This is a genomic window from Polyangium jinanense (assembly GCF_028435365.1).
Window position 1 is genome coordinate 776,695 of record NZ_JAGTJJ010000002.1, and the last position, 19,437, is coordinate 796,131.

Annotated in this window: 11 protein-coding genes; 8 read left to right on the forward strand and 3 right to left on the reverse strand. The window is 69.8% G+C overall.

Going from position 1 to position 19,437, the window contains the following annotated elements; all coding sequences use genetic code 11:
• Positions 1-22 precede the first annotated feature (22 nt).
• The gene (locus KEG57_RS08210; protein ID WP_272458342.1) at positions 23-3,400 is read left to right on the forward strand and encodes an AAA family ATPase; all 3,378 of its coding nucleotides are present in this window, start codon (positions 23-25) and stop codon (positions 3,398-3,400) included.
• On the opposite strand, the gene KEG57_RS08215 is transcribed toward KEG57_RS08210, so the two are convergent.
• The 3 genes from KEG57_RS08215 to KEG57_RS08225 all read right to left on the reverse strand — a co-directional run bounded on the left by KEG57_RS08215 (position 3,390) and on the right by KEG57_RS08225 (position 7,837).
• Positions 3,390-4,583 carry a DUF4384 domain-containing protein gene (locus tag KEG57_RS08215; RefSeq protein ID WP_272458343.1) on the reverse strand — a complete coding sequence of 398 codons (1,194 nt, stop codon included), beginning with the start codon at positions 4,581-4,583 and terminating at the stop codon, positions 3,390-3,392. The genes KEG57_RS08210 and KEG57_RS08215 overlap by 11 nt on opposite strands.
• 48 nt (positions 4,584-4,631) lie before the next feature.
• Positions 4,632-6,236: a zinc-ribbon domain-containing protein gene (locus KEG57_RS08220; RefSeq protein WP_272417504.1), complete on the reverse strand. Its 1,605-nt coding sequence runs from the start codon at positions 6,234-6,236 to the stop codon at positions 4,632-4,634.
• A 197-nt stretch (positions 6,237-6,433) separates the two neighbouring features.
• Positions 6,434-7,837: a hypothetical protein gene (locus KEG57_RS08225; protein ID WP_272417505.1), complete on the reverse strand. Its 1,404-nt coding sequence runs from the start codon at positions 7,835-7,837 to the stop codon at positions 6,434-6,436.
• A gap of 151 nt (positions 7,838-7,988) precedes the next feature.
• Between KEG57_RS08225 and KEG57_RS08230 the strand changes: the two genes are divergently transcribed.
• From KEG57_RS08230 to KEG57_RS08260, 7 genes are all read left to right on the forward strand, one after another.
• Positions 7,989-9,884: an OmpA family protein gene (locus tag KEG57_RS08230; RefSeq protein WP_272417506.1), complete on the forward strand. Its 1,896-nt coding sequence runs from the start codon at positions 7,989-7,991 to the stop codon at positions 9,882-9,884.
• Between the two features lie 137 nt (positions 9,885-10,021).
• Positions 10,022-10,504 carry a hypothetical protein gene (locus KEG57_RS08235; protein ID WP_272458344.1) on the forward strand — a complete coding sequence of 161 codons (483 nt, stop codon included), beginning with the start codon at positions 10,022-10,024 and terminating at the stop codon, positions 10,502-10,504.
• Positions 10,505-10,569: 65 nt separating this feature from the next.
• Complete coding sequence (locus tag KEG57_RS08240; protein WP_272417508.1) at positions 10,570-12,321, forward strand: acyl-CoA mutase large subunit family protein; 1,752 nt, start codon at positions 10,570-10,572, stop codon at positions 12,319-12,321.
• Positions 12,322-12,498: 177 nt separating this feature from the next.
• The gene (locus KEG57_RS08245) at positions 12,499-12,726 is read left to right on the forward strand and encodes a hypothetical protein (protein ID WP_272417509.1); all 228 of its coding nucleotides are present in this window, start codon (positions 12,499-12,501) and stop codon (positions 12,724-12,726) included.
• A 139-nt stretch (positions 12,727-12,865) separates the two neighbouring features.
• Complete coding sequence (locus KEG57_RS08250; RefSeq protein WP_272417510.1) at positions 12,866-15,808, forward strand: serine/threonine-protein kinase; 2,943 nt, start codon at positions 12,866-12,868, stop codon at positions 15,806-15,808.
• A 46-nt stretch (positions 15,809-15,854) separates the two neighbouring features.
• A complete protein-coding gene (locus KEG57_RS08255; RefSeq protein ID WP_272417511.1) occupies positions 15,855-16,652 on the forward strand; it encodes an SAM-dependent methyltransferase in 798 nt (265 codons plus the stop codon).
• Between the two features lie 54 nt (positions 16,653-16,706).
• Complete coding sequence (locus KEG57_RS08260) at positions 16,707-19,436, forward strand: serine/threonine-protein kinase (RefSeq protein ID WP_272458345.1); 2,730 nt, start codon at positions 16,707-16,709, stop codon at positions 19,434-19,436.
• Position 19,437: the final 1 nt, after the last annotated feature.

Consider the following 19,437-nt stretch of genomic DNA (forward strand, 5'->3'; position numbering starts at 1 on the left):
GGCTACGCGCTACGCTGTCGCCGTGGTCGAACCCCTGGACGAAGGCGAGGCCTCGGAAGAGGCGCGCGACGATCTCCCCGCCGACGAGGGGAACTCGGAGCGACGCACCTTCCGCAGCCTCCGGCCGCCCAAGCCGCTCGACGAGGACAAGCTCGACGAGCTCGCTGCGTGCATCGCGACGATGCCCGAGCCCGTCGCCACACTCGCCGTCGGCGTGGAGATCGCGCGGGCCGAGGGGGACGCGACCGGCGTGCGCAAGCGCCTCTTCGAGCTCGGGATCGGCATCGTTCGTTATGGCTTCTCCCTCGGCCTCGCCGCGCTCGTGGCGAAGCTCGGCGGCGCGGCGGCGCCGAGGCCTTTGGCAGAGGCGCTCGCGCGGGCGGCGCGGATCTCGGATGGGATGTGGTGCGAGCTCACGCGCACCGTCGGCAACGCGCTGAAGTCGTACGACCCGGCGCTCGCGCAGATGCTTGCGTTCACCTCGCAGCGTCCGCTGACCGAGCTCGTTTCTGCTCGTAACGATTTCATCCATCGGGGCGGCTCCGGTGACAACGCGCTGGAGAAGCTGATGGCGCTCCTCGAAAATACCGAGGCGCTCCTGTCGCTGTCGCTTCGGTGCGTGGTGTCGCTCGATCCGTCGACGTACGAGGCGCGCATGGGCACGCCGCTCCGGGGCGGGGTTTGGCGCAAGACGAAAGGCGCGCTGCCCGCGGGCGTCGAGGCCGGCGTGGCGTACGTGGTGCGCGAAGACGGGACGTGGATGCCCGTGTCGCCGTACCTGCCGCTCGTCGACAAACGGCTGCTTTTCGCGGACGGCCCGCACGCGCCCGGCAAGCCGTGGCGCTGTACCGATCCGGAGATCGGCGAACACCGCGAGCATCCGCCGATCGATCGCGCAGTTCGCAAGCTCGTGGGCGAAGATAAGAACGCGCCGCAAGAGCTCACGGACAGGCCACGCCTCGTCGGTCGAGACGCGGCGGTGAAGGTGCTCGAGCGCGCCGCGGAGGAGGCGGCCGCAGGCAGCGTGCGCGTCGCGCTCGTGACGGGATCGTTCGGCGTGGGAAGGACACGCGTCGCGGACGAGATCGTCGCGGCGGCGGCGGCGTACGGGTTCGGGCGCGTGATCGACGCGCGTTGCTCGGTCGAGCGCAGGACGCCCCTCCGCGCGCTGCGCACCGCGATCGAGGGCGTGAAGGGGCTCGGTCGCATGCGTGATGCCATCGAGCGCGCGCTCTCGGTCGAGGCCGCGATGACACGCGCCGCGCTGGAGGCGTCGATCGAGGCGATCGAGGAGGCGCTCGTGGAGGCGAGCCTCGAAGAGCCCACGGTGCTCGACATGGACGACGCGCAGTGGGCGGACGAGCAAACGCAAGGGCTCTTGCGCATGCTGACGGATCGAGCGATCCGCAAGGGGCGTGGGCGGCTCTTCGTCATCGTGACCGTACGCGACGAACCGAACCCGAGCGTCTCGCTGCGGCGCTTCGTGGGTCGCGTCGAGCAAGGCATCGGCGCGGGTGCGACGCGCGTCATGCTCGACGCGCTCTCCACGAAGGATGCCTCCGCGCTCGTGCAGAACGTCGCGCCGATCGCGAAGGACATCGAGCGTGCCGTGGTCGAGGGCGCGGGCGGCGTGCCGTTTTTCCTCGTGCAGCCGCTCCTCGTGTGGAATGAGACCGGCGCGCTCGTCTGGCGTGACGCCGCGTGGCGACCGCGCGACGAGTCGATCTTGCGCGCCTCAGTGCCGGGCGTGCGGGACCTTTTGCGCGCGCGGCTCGACTCGTTCTTCGATCCGGGATCGGACGGCGAGCGGGCCGCGCAACACGTGCTCGCGTGCGTCGCGCTCTACGGCTCGGGTTTGCCGGTGGAGCAGCTCGTCGCGGCTGTGGAGGCCGCGGGGACGAACGCGCGGAGTGTGGAGCAGGCGCTCGAGTTGCTCGTCGAGTCGGGCCTGCTCATCGTGCGCGGCGAGCGGCAGGAGCACGGGTTCGCGCAGGAAATCGTGCGGCAGGCGGCGCTCGAAGACGTGCGGCAAAAGCCGTGGTTCCGGCGCACCCACCGGAGCCTGCTCGAAGCCGTGGGGCGGAGCGAGGTGGCCGAGGAGAACGCGGCGTTCCTCGCGGCCGGTCACGAGTCGCTCGGCGATCGCGAGGAGGCCACGCGCTGGTACGGCAAGGCCGTGGCGAAGGCGCTCGCGGGCGGTGAGTTCGAACGGGCGATCGAGCTCGCGGAGAAACTCGCGCAGGTGGCCAAGGGGGCCGAGCGCGCGCGCGCCGAGCTGCACGTGGTCGACGCGCTCTTCCGCGCGGGTCGCGCGGCCGAGGCGAAAGATCGGCTGGAGAGGATCCACCTCGACGGCGTCGTGGACATGGGCGTGCGGCTCGAAGCTCGTGTGCTCACGCTCGCGATCGCCGCGACGCTCCGGCATCTACCGTCCGATCACGACCCTTCGCTCGTCGCGGATGCGGACGCGCACGGTGATCTCGTCCTGCGCATCGAGACGCGGCTCGCCGCGGCGCGCCTCGTGCGTGGGCGTCGAGGGCTCGCGCTCGCGGAGGAGGCGATCGCGGTCGCGGGGCAGACGTCGCTCGATCTGCGATATCGCGCGCTCGCGATGCGGCTCGAGCTGATCATCGAGGTCGATCCCAGTGATCAGGCGCGGCTCGTTCGGGCCGTCGAGACGGCGCGCGCCGCGGCTCGGGAGCTTCATTCCCCTTGGGCCGAGCTCGACGCCGACAACTATCTCGCCATCGCGCACATGTATGCCGCGAAGTACGAGGATGCCGTACGCGGGTTCGCGAGCATCGCCGAGCGAGCCAAGTCGTTCAAGTTCGGCACACTGCACCGCGAGGTCCTCATCAACCTCGCGACGGCGAACTTGCGGGCGGGCAACTTCGCGCAGGCGGTCGCGGCCGCAAAGCTAGCGACGGAGACGGCGCGCGCGGCCGGCGATCACGTCCTGCTCTCGGCTGCACAGTCGATCTGCGCGGGGGCCTTGCTTCAGACCGGTGATCTCGAGGGAGCCAAGGCCTCCGCGGACGAGTCCATCGCCCTCGCCCTGTCTGCCGGTCACGACTACTACGCGATCGTGTCGCTGCTCCGTCGCGCCGATATTCGTTCGCGGCTCGGTGACCTTTCGGCGATCGAGGACGCCGTGCTGGCCCGATCCCGGGCCGAGGCGGCGGGCGACGCGGACCTCGTGGCCCGCGCAGAGCTCTGGTCGGCCCTTCACATGGCGCGACGGGGGGACGACGATCCCACGGCTGTGAGGGCCAAGCTCGGAGACGTCGTGCGCAGCATCGAGGGCCGACGGGCTTCGCTGCGAGCACCTACGCAACGGCTGCTCGAGGAGGCGCGGCAACTCGCGGAGATCGGGTCGGGGGAGGGTGGGGTCACTCGATGACGACGCCGCCTCGTGTGCGTACGCGCTCGATGACGACGCCGCCCCGCGTCTTCGGCGCGGGAAGCCGCGTGTATTTCTCCGCCGCGTCCTTGTAGGCCGCGCCCTCGCTCGTGTGCTGGAACGAGAACACCTTCAGAAGGAGCCCATCGCCGGGCTCGGTGCGCGCCATGAACGACGGAGGCTTGCTCCCGGGCTTGCTCCCCGACGCACCGCTGAGGTCGAGCTCGAGACCACGGATGCGTGGGCACCTCTCGAGCCCGGCGTCGCGGCACTTCGAGTCCTTCTTCGCGCCTGCGCCCTCGACCGGCAGGTGCTTCATCCCGTCGAGGAGCTTGTCGTCCTTGATGCGCGTGACCTTCCCGTCACGCACGCGCGCGAGCGCCTCGTCCAGGTTCTGCAGCGGCGTGCGCGACGCGGCGATGTAGATGTCCTCGAAGCCGAGGTCCTTGTCGTTCAAACGGAACCTGAGGTCCCCGTTCGGGATGCGTGACGCGAGGCTAGCGTCGAGCGGGTTCTTCGTGCCGATCCGCTCGTCCGGGAAGAGCACCGTGAGGCCACTCGTCGCGTTGTTCTGGAAGATGTAGACGTACGCCCGCGGCTTGACCTCGACCTTGAAGAACACGCGCGTGTTCGTCGGCAGCGGTTCGTCCGGCTTCACGGTGCGCGTCCCGCCGCCCGCGCTCTCCGGTAGCTCCGCCTCCATCGACAGCGTGAGCGTCAGCTCTTCCTTGCGCTCCGCCTCCGGCACCGTGTGCTGGTACAGCGCGTCGAGCGCGGCTTGCCGCTCCTCCTCCGAGGACGCCTGTTTCACCGCCGCGACCAGCGAGCCAACGGGAGTGAGGAGCTTGAGGAGCGCCTTTTTCTCCTCGTCGTACGTCGCCTTGTCGATCGCACACGCGTTGTAGTCGCGGCAGAGGCGCGTGTGCGCCGCGACGAACTTTTCGGTCTCCGCCGAGATGCGACGGATCGCGACATCCTCGAACGACGCCGTGTCCGAGGCGAGGTTCAGGACACCGATGTCGCCCTCGGGGATCTCACTCGAGCAGTCGATGGAGGGACGCACCTCCGCACCACACGCGACGCTGCTTGGGCTCCTCGCCGCGCATGACGCGCCGGCGAGGGCGATGCCGGCCACGGCGAGCACACCGAGGCCGAGGTGCACGAAGCTTCGGCGTTGGGACATGGCTGCCGAGGGTACGGGGAAGGGCCCGCGTTTGCGAGCCCCGGGCCGTCAATTGATCGTGAAGGACTTGGTGACGCTGACGGGCGCGCCGTCGAAGGGCGGGACGCGCGCGCCGCGGAAGACGCCGGCCACGCAGCCGCCGACCGACGTGCCCGCGAAGGGCGGGCCTTGCACCTGCGCCGAGGTCACGTTGCCGCTCGGCGCGAACGTCACCTTCACCTTGCCGGTGCCCGTCGGGCCGTCCGGCGTCTTGCAGCTCTTCGCCGCGCCGGCCGCCGAACCGAGCGCCGACGAAGCCGCACCGCGGTTGAACTCCTTGCCGCCCTCGGCAGGCGGAGGCTCCGCCGTGGGCGCGGCCGTCGCGGTCGGCGCCGCCGTCGTCGCTGTAGGCGCGGCCGTGTTGTTGGGCTTCGGGCCCGTGCCGCCGATCGGGCCGCCGCCGCTCGATCCGACCTTCGTCGTCGTGTCCGTGGTCGGCGCCGCGCTCGTCGTCGTCGAGGGCGCCGCCGCGATCGTGTCCGTGGGCGCCGCGGTGGGCGTCGTGGGCGCGGCGGACGCCGTGGGGGTCGCCGACGTCGTCGTGTTCTCGGTCGTCATCGTGTTCTGCGGCTGTCCGCGCAGGAGGAAGAACGCGGCCGCGCCTGCGACCACGATGCCGAGCGCGATGCCGATGACGAGGCCCGCCGAGCTCTTCTTCTGCTCGGGCACCTGCACCATCACGACCTGCGGCACCTGCGTGCCGGTCAGCGGGAGCTGCGTGCCCGTGAGCGGCACCTGCGTGCCCGTCATCGGGAGCTGCGTGCCCGTCATCATGGCCATCATCGGCTGCTGAGGCGGCTCCACGACGGGCGCCATGAGCGGAGGCGGCGCGAGCATCGGCCCGCCGAGGCCGCCGCCGCCGAGGTTCATGATGTCGTCGAGGCCGCCGCGGCCGTCCTTCTTCTTCGGCTCGTCCTTCGTGGCGGCCTTCTCGGCCGCAGTGAGCGCCGAGAGCGAGAAGAGCACCGAGTTCTCGTTGCGCTCGCCGACCGCGTTGCCCTTCGGCCCCGCGGGCGGCACTGAGGCGCGCGCGGGCTCCGGCTCGCCCTTCGACGAACCGAAGAGATCCTGACCCTGACGACCACCCGTCTTGCGCGCCGCCGCCTGGGCCCGCGCGGCTGCGGGTGCACCCGCGCCTTCGGGCATCATCAGCGTCGCGTTCATGTCGTCCCCGGGCGGCGGTGCGGCTGCGGCGACTCCGCTGCTGCGACCGACAGCCGCCATGAGCTCGGCGACCTGCGACAGCGGCAGCCAGTCCGACATGCCGTCCTTCCAGACGTACGTGTCGTTCGTGACCGTGCCGGCTGCGTACGCGGCTGCGATCGCGGCGGTCGACATCGTGCGTTGATCGTCGTCGCCGACGTTGACCGTCCACTCCTCGCCACCGCCGCCGCCTGGTGCGGCTGCGTTCGCATCACCCGAGAAGACGCGGGTCGCCCCGTCGTCTTCGTCTTCGTATTGGCCCCCCTGGCCGTGTGCGTCGGGTGCGGCTTCGTTCGCGTTGACGACGATGGCCGAGCCGCACTTCTTGCACTTGATCTTGACGGTCTTACCGACGACTTTTTCGTCGGCGATCGTGTACTTCGCCTGGCACGACTGACACGTAATCTTCATGGGGAAAGCTGCCCTTCCGGGTCTCGCGCACGTGCACGAACGATCGTCTTGCTCTCTCGCCGAGGACCTCGGGTCCGGTCGTTACCGGCCTCTCCGTACGCCGTCACAAAGCATAACGGTTTCGCACGAGCGCGATCAAGCAACCTACAGCTGCTCCTCCGACGTGCGAGTCAGCCGCCCGGGTCTACCGATGGACATCACCGGTTCAGCGGCACCAGCGTCGTGCCGTCTGCCCCACAGAACTGCGCCTCCGCGCCGTAGCGCTCCCCGCACGTCGGGCAGACCTTCCCGGACGGCGCCACCGCGCGTGTAGGGGTGGATCGTGCCGGGGCCTGGGCCTTCGGGGCCTCTGCCTCGCTGTCCTCGTTCGCCTCGGCCTCCGCTTCTGCCTCGGCTTCCGTTTCCTCGTGAGGCTCGGTTTCCGCCTCGGCTTCCGCCTCCGCCGGCCTCCGCCCGCGCCGCATCAGCACGAGGCCCGCGAAGCCGAGGGCGAAGGCGAGGCCGATCACGATCGCCACGAACGTCTGCTTGCGTTCCTGGCCGACGTCGTCCGCGACTCCCTTGCGCCCGCCCACGGCGCCCGTGGCGATCACCGCTACCGCGCCTTGCTCGGACCCCTGCGGGTCGAGCGTGCCTGCCGAGAGGAGCGCGTCGTACTTCGTCGGGCTCGTGATCTCCACGGCGACGGGCACGCCCTTGCCGGACACCGTCGCCACGAGCTCGACCCGCCCCTCCTCGGCGCCTTCGGCCACCGTGACGGTCCCGCTCCCGTCGACGGTCACCTTCGCCGCGAAGGGACCGGGCGTCACCGCCCACGTCGGCTTGACCCAGACCGCGCAGCCTTCGCTGTCCGTGACCACGGTTCGGAAGGAAAAACGATCCCCCGGCCGCAGCGTCTTCCTCGCCGGGTACACCTCGAGGCGCGCCGGGTCTCCCGCCACCTTGCACACCTTCGGCGGCGCCTTGGGTGCGGGCACCGCGGCGCTCGCGGCGGCGCTCGGGGGTGGGCTCGGGGGCGGGCTGGAAGGAGCTGCGCTCGCGGAGGCGCTCGCCGATGCGCTCGGCGCCGCCTCTTCGCCGTCGCGCTTCACGAGCCCGAACGATCGCGACCGGCTCGCCGTCGCCGTGCACGTCGCGCCTTCGGCCGTGACCTTGTGCTCCGACGTCTCTTGCATCGTGATCGACGTGTCCGTCGCCGACACCGTCGTCGTCACGGTGATGCGTTGCTTCTCGTTCGAGAGGCTGCACCGCGTCCGCCAGAACCGCCCGCCGCCCGACTGCGAGTGACTCACGCGCCCGAGCCCCGGCGCTTGCTCCCAGCACTCGGCCGTGCTCCAGGCGCGCCCCGCGCCCACGATCGACAGCTCTCCGCCCTGCTCGCGGATCTGCACCGATCCGCCGCCTCCGCCTTGGCCCTTCGGCTTCGGCCCGCAGGCATCCACCCATCCGCCTACGGACCAGCTCTCCGATACGGAGCTCGCCGACCACGACCCGCTCAGCGTGGGTTTGCCCTGGGCGCTCGCGCTCGCTGCGAAGGCTGTCGTCGCGGCGATCACGAGGGCCGCGAGCGAGTGACGTGCGAAGGAGCGAGGGCGGCGCACGGCCGAGCACGGTAGCAGATCGACGGAGAACGTGGACGGAGAGGGCCGCGCGATCCTTGCGATCCTTTTGCAGTTGTATAGGCCTGGTGATACGAGTTTTTCAGGCTTCCGCGAAATCGCGCTTCACGATCCGCCTGACGAGGACCGAGTCATGACGACCCTTGGCTTGCTCACCGGCCTGCGTCGCCGCCCTGTCGCGACGCTCGTGGCGCTCTCCGCGCTCCTCCTCCTCCAAGCCGAGCCCGCGAGCGCGCAGACCACGAGCACCGAGCGTATCCCCGCGTCGAACGGCGAGGGCGCCGACCTGCACCTCTTCCGGCCCGCCGTCGACTCGCGTGGCTTCTTCTCGGTGAACGGCGCGGGCGTCCTGCCCGGCAACGCCATCAGCTTCGGCCTCGTCCTCGACTACGGCAGAAACCTCCTCGAGCTCGCGTCCGGCCACGGCTCCGACTACCTCGTCGACCACGCCCTGCAGGGCACGTTGAGCTTCAACTACGGCATCGCCGATCGGCTCGTCCTCGGCCTCACCGCGCCCGTCGTCCTCAACTACGGCACGGGCGTCACGGACATCGGCCCGGGCGCCGCCGGCAACTACGACGACGACGGCCTCACCGCGGAGGCCCTCGGCCACATCGCCCTGCACGCAAAGCTCCGCCTGCTCTCGCCCGACGGACCCATCGGCCTCGCCCTGCTCGTCCAGGGCGGCTACGGCATCGGCGGGCAACGCAACTTCGGCGCGGATCCCGGCTTCTTCTACTGGCCCCAGCTCATCGTCGAGAAGCAGTTCGGCAAGACGAACGTCGTGCGCCTCGGCCTGAACGCCGGCTACCGCGGCCACACTGGGACAAACCCCACGTTCGGCCTCGATCAGGCCGGACTCGCGCAGCTCAAATCGGGCGTTTTCCAGTACGGAAACCTCGGCACCGGCGGCTTTGCGGCGAGCGTGCGCATCGGCGACAAGTTCGACATCACGGCCGAGACCTACGCGAGTTACCTCCTCGGCGGCGACTCCGACGCGAAGCAACGCCTGAGCGCCGAGGTCCTCGGCGGCTTCAAGGTCTTCATCCAGAAGAACTCGTACCTTTCTCTCGCGGGCGGCGTCGGCTACCTGCCCGGCTTCCAGTCCGCCTCGCAGCGCGGCATGCTCGCGTTCGTCTTCGAACCCTTCGAGGAGGACCGCGACAAGGACGGCATCCCCGACGACGTCGATCAATGCCCGAGCGATCCCGAGGACAAGGACGGCGACGAGGACACCGACGGCTGCCCCGAGGACGATCCGGTCGACGAGCCCGTGCAGGTTCGCAGCGGCGATCGCGACGGCGACGGCATCCTCGACGCCGAGGACGGCTGTCCGGACAACGCCGAGGACAAGGACGGCTTCGAGGACACCGACGGCTGCCCCGAAGAGGACAACGACAAGGACGGCATCCCCGACGTGCGCGACAAGTGCATCAACACGCCGGAGGACAAGGACAACTTCAAGGACGACGACGGTTGTCCCGAGGACGACAACGACGCGGACGGCAAGGCCGACGCCGAGGACAAGTGCCCGGACGAACCCGAGACGTACAACGGCAAGGACGATGAAGACGGCTGCCCCGACAAGGGCAGCGTCATCGTGCAGGACAACAACGTGCTCATCCTGGAGAAGATCCTCTTCAAGACGGGCAGCGCCGAGATCCTCGCGCAGTCGCTTCCGATCGTGGACGCGGTCGCCGCCACGCTGAAGGGCAACCCGAGCCTGAAGCTCCTCGAAGTGCAGGGCCACGCCGACGTGCGCGGCGCCGAGTTCGCGAACGTGAAGCTCACGCAGGCCCGCGCCGAGTCCGTGGTGAAGGCGCTCATCGAGCGCGGCGTCGACGCGAGCCGCCTGCGCGCCATGGGCTACGGCCCGTTCTGTCCGGTCGATCCCGCGAACAACGCCGTCGCCTGGGACAAGAACCGCCGCGTCGAGTTCAAGATCGTCCGGACCGACGCCGGTCCCACGGGCGTCGAGCTCGGCTGCGAGAAGGCGCGATCGAAGGGGATCAGCTCGCCTTCGCCCTGAAGCGATTCCTCTCTGGAAATCGAAATCGAGGGGTTCGGCGCCCGCGCCATTGCTCCTCCGCATTGACGTGGCCCCGCCGCCCCGCAATGCGCCGCATCTTCGCGCCGCGTGCCGTCGCCTTGATTTATCGTCTCTTCATGATGAACCTCCGCGCCCTTCCTGCCTTCCTCGCGCTCTCCTCGCTCCTCGCGGGGTGCATCGGCGAGAACGAGGACATCCTCTTCGTGGAGCCGCGCATCGAGGCGCCGACCGCCGACGTCAAAGCCGGCGTGCTCGGCGCCACGATGACCGGCTCGTTCACGCTCAAGCTCGTGCTCGGTCCACGCGCGAGTGGGCCGAGCACCGTGCAGCTCGGCGCGGTCGCCATCACCGACGCGCCGAACCAGCAGTCCATCGTGTCGGGTTTCTCGCTCATCTCCACGCAGCCGTTCCCCGTCACCGTGCAGCCGGACAGCGAGGTCACGATCGACTTCGAGCTCGACGAGACGATCTCGCAGGAGACCGCGGACACGGTCTGCTTGCCCGCGGGCGTTCGGATCGCCGGCACCATCCAGGACAGCCTCGAGGTCGGCGCCACCTCTGTCGCCTCCGACGTGTTCAAGCCGACCGGTTGCCCGTAAGGCCGCAGGAAGAAGACAAGCCGGGCTTTCGCGCGCTACATTTGCGGCCGGAAGGTTCGCGACCGATGGCACACGACGACGCACGCACGCTCGAATCCGACGAGCGGCGCTTTACGAACGGCGACGGTGGAGAGAGCCTGGGGCTCGATGACGAGGGCTTGCGCGCGCTGCGCGTGGCGCTCGCCGCTTGGCGCATCGGCCCTGTCGCCGAGGCTGAGCGCAAGGTGAAGCCGCGCCAGCAAAAGTTCACCACCTGGAGCGGCCTCGAGGTCCTCGACGTCGCCACGCCGGCCGACAAACGCATCCACTACAAGGCCGACCTCGGCCTGCCCGGCGAGTACCCGTTCACGCGCGGCGTCCAGCCGACGATGTACCGCGGCAAGCTCTGGACGATGCGCATGTTCGCCGGCTTCGGCACGCCCGAGCAGACGAACCAGCGCTTCAAGTACCTGCTCGCCGAGGGCCAGACGGGCCTCTCCACCGCCTTCGATTTCCCGACCTTGATGGGGTACGACTCCGACTCGCCGCGCTCGCTCGGCGAGGTCGGCATGTGCGGCGTCGCAGTCGACACGCTGCGCGACATGGAGGTCCTCTTCGACGGGATCCCGCTCGACAAGGTCACGACGTCGATGACCATCAACGGGCCGGCGATCGTGCTGCTCGCCTTCTACATCGCGCTCGCCGACAAACGGGGCATCCCGCGCGACAAGATCGGCGGCACGGTGCAGAACGACTGCCTGAAGGAGTTCATCGCGCAGCACGCCTGGGTCGTCGGACCGCGGCCGGCGATGCGCATCGTGACGGACATGATCGAGTTCTGCGCGCGCGAGGTGCCGCGCTGGAACACGGTCTCGATCAGCGGCTACCACATCCGCGAGGCCGGAGCGACGGCCGCCCAGGAGCTCGCCTTCACGATCGCGGACGGCCTCGCGTACGTGGAGAGCGGCATCGCGCGTGGGCTCGACGTCGACGACTTCGCCCCGCGCCTCTCCTTCTTCTTCGACGTGCACAACGATTTCTTCGAGGAGATCGCGAAGTTCCGCGCGGCGCGTCGCATGTGGGCGCGCTTCATGCGCGAGCGCTACGGCGCGCGCAAAGCCGAGAGCTTGAAGCTCCGCACGCACGCGCAGACGGCCGGCGTCTCGCTCACCGCGCAGCAGCCGTACAACAACGTCGTGCGCGTCGCGCTGCAGGCGCTCGCGGCCGTCCTCGGGGGCACGCAATCGCTGCACACGAACTCGCTCGACGAGACGTACGCGCTGCCCACGGAGGAGTCGGTCACGATCGCGCTCCGGACGCAGCAGATCATCGCGCACGAGAGCGGCGTTGCGAACACGATCGATCCGCTCGGCGGCAGCTATCACGTGGAATGGCTGACCGACAAGCTCGAGGCCGAGGCGCTCGACTACATCCGCCGCATCGACGAGATGGGTGGCATGGTCGCGGCCGTGGAGAAGGGCTATCCGCAGCGCGAGATCGCGGCCTCGGCGTACCGCTTCCAGCGCGAGATCGAGGACGAGCAGCGCGTGATCGTCGGCGTGAACAGTTTCGTCGCGTCCGAGGAGAAGAACATCCCGCTCCTCAAGATCGACGAGACGGTGCAGCGCACGCAATGCGACAACCTCGCCAAGGTGAAGGCGAGCCGCAACGCCGACGCCGTGCGCGAGGCGCTCGCGGCCGTGCGCGAGGCGGCGCGGGGCTCGTCGAACCTCATGCCGCCGATCATCGCCGCCGCGAAGGCCTACTGCACCGAGCAGGAGATCTGCGACGTCCTGCGCGAGGTCATGGGCACGCACTCCGATCCCGCCGAGTTCTGACGGGGGGGCGCGCCCGCGCCCCCGGCCCTCCAAACCAGCAAGATCCCACCAGACAGAAAATGCTTGCCCTGGGCGAGCATTCCTACGTAAACTGGGAACACTGCCGGCCTGTCGTCCCTTCGAATTGGGCGATGGAGTCATCGTCGATTCAGAGCCGCACGACGTAGGGAGTCCCACGTGGAAGCTTCTCTTGGTCGGTTTTTGGCCGATATGGCCCTCGATCCGTCCCGTTTGGCCGCGTTCCTCCAGGACCCTGACGAGCTGATGAAGCAGGTCAACCTGGGCGAGGAAGAGCGCCTGGTCGTCCAGAGCGCGAACGCCGCGCTGATGTCGGACTGGCTTTGCACGGAGCGTGGCGGACCCGCCTCGGCGCCGTGGAACTGCCCGGTCCTCATGATGTTTTGAGTTCCCCGGGGGGGCCCCTCATACGGAGCGCTGCTTTCTCAGCGGCCCGCGGGTGAGCCCGCGTGGGCTTCCACCTGTCTAAAATTTGCCGCGTAGCATGTTCTTAGCGAATGCGCCCGCACCGGGGTAGCATGACGCCATGCGCCTGCGCCCGGGCGACACCTTCGACCGGTACGTGATCGAAGCGCTCCTCGGCGAGGGGGGCATGGGCGAGGTGTATCAGGCGCGCGACAACCGCCTGCGACGTCGCGTCGCGCTGAAGGTCCTGCGCAAAGAGGCCGCCGAAGATCCCGAGGGCTGGCAGCGCGCCCTCGTTCGCATGCTGCGCGAGGCCCGCGCCGCCGCGGCGCTGAACCACCCGAACACGGTCTCCATCTACGACATCGGCGAGGCCGAGGGCTTGCCCTACCTCGCGATGGAGCTCATCGAGGGCCTGTCGCTCCGGCGCTTGATCGGCGGCGGCGCCTCGATCCCCACGCGGCTCGGGTGGCTGCTCGACGTGGCCCGCGCCCTCTCCGCCGCCCACCGCGCCGGCCTCGTCCACCGCGACGTGAAGCCGGAAAACGTGATGCTGCGCGAGGATGGCGCCATCAAGGTCCTCGACTTCGGCATCGCGCGGCGCGTGCATCTCGACGCCGACGAGGCCGTCGCTTCCACGCGGCGCGGCGCAGATCTGGCCAAGGTCGGATCGATGCGCGGGGCCGACACGGTCACGAGCGAAGGCGTGATGGTCGGCACCCCGGCGTACATGTCGCCCGAGCAGCTCACGGGCGATCCGGTCGACGCGCGGACCGATCAATTCGGGTGGGGCGTGCTCGCCTACGAGCTCATCACGGGACGCGTGCCGTTCGGCGCGGACCTCGAAGGCATCAAGCTGCTCTCGGCCATCCTGCAGGACGAGCCACCGTCGCTCGAAGGCCTCGTGCCGCCGGTGATCGAGCGTGTCCTCAAGCGCACGGTCGCGAAGCGCAAAGTGGACCGATTCTCCTCGATGGATCTCGTGGTCGACGCGCTCGCGCCCTACGTCGCTTCCGAGAACGCGGGCGGCCTGCACGATGTCTTGATCCCGGGGCCCGATTCGACGCAGCCGGAGACACTGGCCCCCGAGGACGTGGCGCCGAATGCGCGCGTCTTGCCGGTCCGGAGGTCGCGGCCCAGCATCCCGATCGCGGCGAAGTCGGAGTCCGCACCGCCCCCGCGAGGCGCGCTGCCGACGCATACGATGCGCTCGCCGGACATCGACCGAAGCGGGCGGACCACGCCGCCGCCGCCGCCCACGCCCATTGTGCGCGTGGAGATGCCGGGGAACGCGGGGAAAACGACGACGGCGGTGACCACGCTCGAATCGCCGGCCATGCATACGATGCCCCCGCCGAGGCTCGGGCGGCGATTGCCGCGATGGGCCGTGGTGGGCCTCAGCGCGATTTGGGTCGTGGCCGCGGCGGTCTGGGGGACCTTCTGGTATCGGAAGAAAATCGCGCCGCCGCCGCCGTCCGTGCCCACGGCCACGCCCGCGCCCGCGTCCACGCCGATCACGGAGCTGCGCATTGCCGGATCGTCGAACCCTGAGGCCATCGCTGCGTTCCGGGAGGGCCTGCAGGCCTTGCGGGACGCGTCCTGGGAGGTCGCGCGTGGGGCCTTCGAGCGCGCGACGAAGGCCGACAATGGGTTTGGCACGGCATATTTGCGTCTGGCGCTGATCGAACGATTCCGCGCGGACACCGCCGGGACGCGGATGGCATTTCAGCGCGCCATGCAGCTCCGCGCCACGATGACGGAGCGCGACCAGGTTCTGCTCGATGCGCTCGAGCCGCTCTTGCAGCGCGATCCGCCGGACGTGGCCGAGGGGGTCAAGCGTATCGAGGAGGCCTCCCGGCGGTATCCGGGAGACGCCGAATTCGTCGAGCTGCAGGTGGCCATTCAGGCGCGCGCCGAGCCCTCGAAGGTCCTCGCGCTCACGGACCGCTGCATCGAGCTCGATCCCAAGTATGCCGATTGCTGGCAGGTGCGGTCTTATTCGCTCTTCCGCGTCGAACGGCAAACGGAGGCGCTGGCATCGCTCGATCGTTGCGTCGAGCTCGTGCCGGCGTCGGTGGATTGCCTGCTCGAACGGATTCGCGCGCGCAAGTACCTCGGCCAATGTGAGCTCCTCGAGACGGACGTGCGCCGCTGGATCACCAAGGCCCCGACCTCGGCGATCGCGCATAACGAGCTCGCCGTGGCCCTCCACGCCGGAGGGCAGCCGCCCCCGGCCGTGAACGCCGCCGTCGAGCAAGCCGCGAAGAGGTTCCGGGATCAGGGTCGGAACGAGCAGGCCGGCCGGCTGCGTATCCATCACGCCCTGGTCTTCGGCGACTTCGAGGGTGCCGAGCGACTCGCCCGCGATCTGGAGAAGGACATCGCGGGCGAATCACTGGAGGAAAAACACGTCGTCCCGGCGCTCGCGCTGGTCCAGCTCTACGAGGAGCTCGGCCAAGACAAACGTGCCGCCGAGGTCGCGGATCGATTCCTCGCGCAACGCTCGGCGTGGACGAGGCCGGTGGTTCAATTGACCTGGTGGGATTCGACGATGGCCTTCCTGGAGGCGAAGCGTCGGGGAGGAGCGCTCGACGCTGCGGGATACGCCACGGCGCGCGAGGCGTGGGCGAACGGCTGGGTCGACGGGACGGGCGATACGAAGCAGGCGGCCGTCTGGTTCGTCGGGTACGCGGCGCCCGCCCGGAGCGAGACCGATGCGCGGGAGGCCCTCGCGGCGCAGCCGCCGCTCCAGCCCGCGGCTTTTTATACGCAAATGGCGCCCAAGGTGGAGATGTGGCTCGGCGGCATTCATAGCCTGGCGGGGGATCCGGAACGCGCCCTGCCGCACCTCGAGATTGCCGCTCGCTCCTGCACGGCGCTCGACGAACCCATTCAGCATACCGTCGCGACCTTCCGCCTCGGCCTCGTGCGGGAGCAACGAAACGACAAACCCGGCGCGTGCGCCGCGTACCGCACCGTCCTCGGGCGCTGGGGTCGTACAAAAGGCTCGGTCACGGCCCAGGCGGCCGCGGCTCGGGCGAAAACATTGAAATGCGGCGAATGACGCGCGCGGCGCGTGTCGTCCGCGGGCATGGGAGGCATCGCGCAGGATGATCAAAGAAAAGGGGTCGCTCGCTGTCGTGGGGACCGGCATCAGGACGGTCGGTCAGCTCAACGGGGACACCATTGCCAGGTTGAAGACGGCGAGCAAGGTGTTTTACCTCGTCGCCGACATCGTGGGCGAGCAGGTGATCAAGCAGATTCAGCCAGCCGCGGAATCGCTCGGTCGGTTTTACCGGCTTGGTGGGGCTCGCAAGGAGGCGTACGACGCGATGGTCGAGCGCGTCCTCAGCGCCGTGCGTGATGGCCACCGGACGTGCTTCGCGGCGTACGGCCATCCCGGCGTCTTCGCCTTCCCGACGCACGAGGCGGTGCGCAGGGCGCGCGCCGAGGGCTACGACGCCATCATGCTCCCCGCCATCTCGGCCGAGGATTGCCTCTTCGCCGACCTCGGCGTCGACCCCGCGAATCCGGGCTGCGTGAGCCACGAGGCCACGCGGTTCGTCCTGTACAGGAAGCCCATCGACCCCACGTCCGCGCTGGTCCTGTGGCAGGTCGGCAGCTTCGGCGACCCGACGTATCAGCCCCAGCGCAATCGAGGCCGCTGGATTCACCTCCTCGTCGAGCGGCTCCTCGAGCATTACTCCCCGAGCCACGAGGTCACGCTCTACGAGGCCGCCATCTTCATCAACTGCCCTGCGCGTATCGAGCGCATCCCCCTCGGCGCCCTCGTCGACGCCGAACTCAGCCCCGCCACCACGCTCTACGTTCCCCCGGCCCTGCGCGACGAACTCGACGACGAGACGTGCGGCGCGCTCAGCATCAGATCCGAGCACCTGAAGCGCTGAATCGCGCCCTCGCCATCCTTCCGGCGAACCTTCCTTCGCGCTACCCTCTGCGCCATGCCCCTTTCGCCTGGAGACAGGTTCGATCGGTACGTCGTCGAAGCGCTGCTCGGCGAAGGCGGCATGGGCGAGGTGTATCGCGCGCTGGATACACGTCTCGGTCGCGCCGTCGCGCTCAAGGTGCTCCGCCGCGACGCCCAGGGCGCGAGCGAGACGTGGGGCCGGCAGGTGCGCCGCATGCTGCGCGAGGCGCGGATCGCCGCGGCGTTGAGTGATCCCGGCATCGTCGCGGTCTACGACGTCGGCGAGCACGAGGGCACGCCTTTCATCGCGATGGAGCTCGTGCAGGGCAAGCTCCTGCGCGACCTCATCCGCAAAGACGCGCCGATCGGCGAGCGGATCGCCCTGCTCTCCGCGGTCGCAGAGGTCCTCTGCTGCGCGCACCGCGCCGGGCTCGTGCATCGCGACGTCAAGCCCGAGAACGTGATGATCCGCGAGGACGGCGCCATCAAGGTCCTCGATTTCGGCATCGCGCGACGCACCGACGACGAGCTCGCGGCCGAGGGACAGGACGATTTCGCCACGCGCACCGGCGACGGCTCGTTCATCGGCACCCCCGCGTACATGGCGCCCGAGCAAGTGAAGGGCGAGGCCATCGACGCGCGGGCCGATCAATTCGCCTGGGGCGTGACCGCGTACGAGCTGCTCATGGGCAAGCTCCCGTTCCGTTCGGATCGCGGGCCCGTGAGCCTCATCGCCTCGATCCTGAGCGACGACCCGCCGCCGATGGACGGCGTGCCGCCCGAGATCGAATCCGTCGTCCGGCGCGCGCTCGCCAAGGAGCCCGCCGATCGTTACGCCTCGATGGAGGCCATCGCCGCGGCGCTCGCGCCCTTCGCCATGCCGATCACCACGCTCGTGCGCAGAAACGACGAGCCCGCGAGCGCCGCGCGTCGTTCCGTGCAGGAGCCGCGCCCGCCCGCGAACACCTCCTCGCGCGCCACGACGACCCGCTCGTCCGCGCGCCGCGCCGCCACGCATCACACGCCGCCCGCGACGAGCACGCGTGCTCCCTCGCGCTCGCGCCGCTTCCTCGGCCTCGCCGCCGTCGTCACCGTGGGCCTCGCGACGGCCGGCGTTTTCCTCGCGCGCAAGGCGAGAACCGCACCGCCGCCCGTGCTCGCGCGGACCGCGCTCACGCCGGTCCCGACGGCCGTCACCGCCCTGCCTTTGCCTTCGTTCGCCAATGAAGAGGCGCGCGCGGCGTATCGTGAAGGGCTTCAGGCGTTGCGGGACGGCGCCTGGAGGACGGCGTATGCCGCCTTCTCGCGCGCCACGCAGGCCGATCCGGGCCTCACCGCGGCCTGGCTGCGCATGGCCATCGTCATCTGGGATGCCGACGTCACGACCGCGCGGGAGCATTTTCGCCGCGCGGTCATGGGCCGCGCGACGCTCGAACCGCACGACCAGGCCCTGCTCGACGCGCACGAGCCTCTCATTCAGCGCACGCCGAGTGATGTCGGCGAGTCCGTCCGACGCCTCGCGCTCGCCACCACGCGATTCCCAGGCAACGCCGAGATCGCGAACTACTATTCGATGTTCGCGATCGGCTACTTGCCGCCCTCCGAGGTCCTCCCGCTCGTCGATCGATGCCTCGCGCTCGATCCGCTCTATGGCGATTGCTTGCAGGGTCGGGCGCGCCTGCTCATTCGCCGCACCGGGCAAGTCGAGGAGGGGCTCGCGGCGCTCGAGCGGTGTATCGAGGCCACGCCGGCCGCCTCCGATTGCCTCATGGATCGCGGCGACACGAACATTGCGCTCGGCCGATGCTCGCTCGTCGAGACCGGGGCGCGCGAATGGATCGCCAAGGTCGGCTCCGCGCCCATCGCCCACATGCAGCTTGCGGCCGCGATGTACGCGCGCGGCGCGCCCGAGGCCGCCGTGAAGACCGCCGTCGAGACCGCCGCGGCGCAGTTCCGCGCGCAGGGGCTCGAAGCCGAGGCCAGTAAGCACCTCATCCTACACGAGATCGCCGTGGGGAGGTTCGAGCAAGCCGAGCGTATGCTCCGCGATCACCAGCGCCTCGTCGCGAACGATCCGGCCGCGGGGGCGCACGGCTGGGCTGCGATCACACTCGTCCAGGTGCTCGAAGAAATGGGCCGCGACGCGGATGCGGGCCGCGAGGCCCAGAGCTTCCGCGCGCGCCGCGGGGCGCTGATCGCCGAGCCGCTCAGCGGGGATTTTTCCCTGCATCTCCTGCGCGCCGAGCTCGCTGCCGGGCTCGTCACCCGGGAGGCGTACGAGGCCGAGCGCGCGGCCTGGGTGAAGAGCCACCCCGAGCCCCTGTATCGCATCGGCGTCTGGATTTCCGGATATGCGCTCCTCGCCCGCGACGCCGAGGACGCCAAGGCCGCGCTCGCCGCGATGCCGCAAGAGGCCTTGACCAAGGATCGGAGCTTTTCCCTCCACCTCGGCCTCGTGCTCGACAGCGCGCTCGGCCAGACGTATTGGCTCGCGGGCAACCCCAAAGCCGCGCTGCCGCACCTCACGGCCGCCACCGTCTCGTGCGGCGGCCTCATCGAGCCCATGATGCCCACGCAGCACATGCGCCACACGAAGAGCCTCCACCAGCTCGGCCTCGTCCGCGAGGCCCTCGGCGATCGCTCGGGCGCATGTGACGCCTTCGGCCGCGTCCTCGCGCGCTGGGGCGGGGCGCGCGCCTCGCGCACCGCGGCCGAGGCCCGCGCGCACGTGAAGGCGCTCGGGTGTGAATCGAAGGCCGGTTGAC

Coding starts and splice junctions, on each gene's coding strand:
- KEG57_RS08230 (WP_272417506.1), top strand. CDS start 7,989: ATGACGACCCTTGGCTTGCTCACCGGCCTGCGTCGCCGCCCTGTCGCG.
- KEG57_RS08220 (WP_272417504.1), bottom strand. CDS start 6,236: ATGAAGATTACGTGTCAGTCGTGCCAGGCGAAGTACACGATCGCCGAC.
- KEG57_RS08255 (WP_272417511.1), top strand. CDS start 15,855: ATGATCAAAGAAAAGGGGTCGCTCGCTGTCGTGGGGACCGGCATCAGG.
- KEG57_RS08235 (WP_272458344.1), top strand. CDS start 10,022: ATGATGAACCTCCGCGCCCTTCCTGCCTTCCTCGCGCTCTCCTCGCTC.
- KEG57_RS08260 (WP_272458345.1), top strand. CDS start 16,707: ATGCCCCTTTCGCCTGGAGACAGGTTCGATCGGTACGTCGTCGAAGCG.
- KEG57_RS08240 (WP_272417508.1), top strand. CDS start 10,570: ATGGCACACGACGACGCACGCACGCTCGAATCCGACGAGCGGCGCTTT.
- KEG57_RS08215 (WP_272458343.1), bottom strand. CDS start 4,583: ATGTCCCAACGCCGAAGCTTCGTGCACCTCGGCCTCGGTGTGCTCGCC.
- KEG57_RS08250 (WP_272417510.1), top strand. CDS start 12,866: ATGCGCCTGCGCCCGGGCGACACCTTCGACCGGTACGTGATCGAAGCG.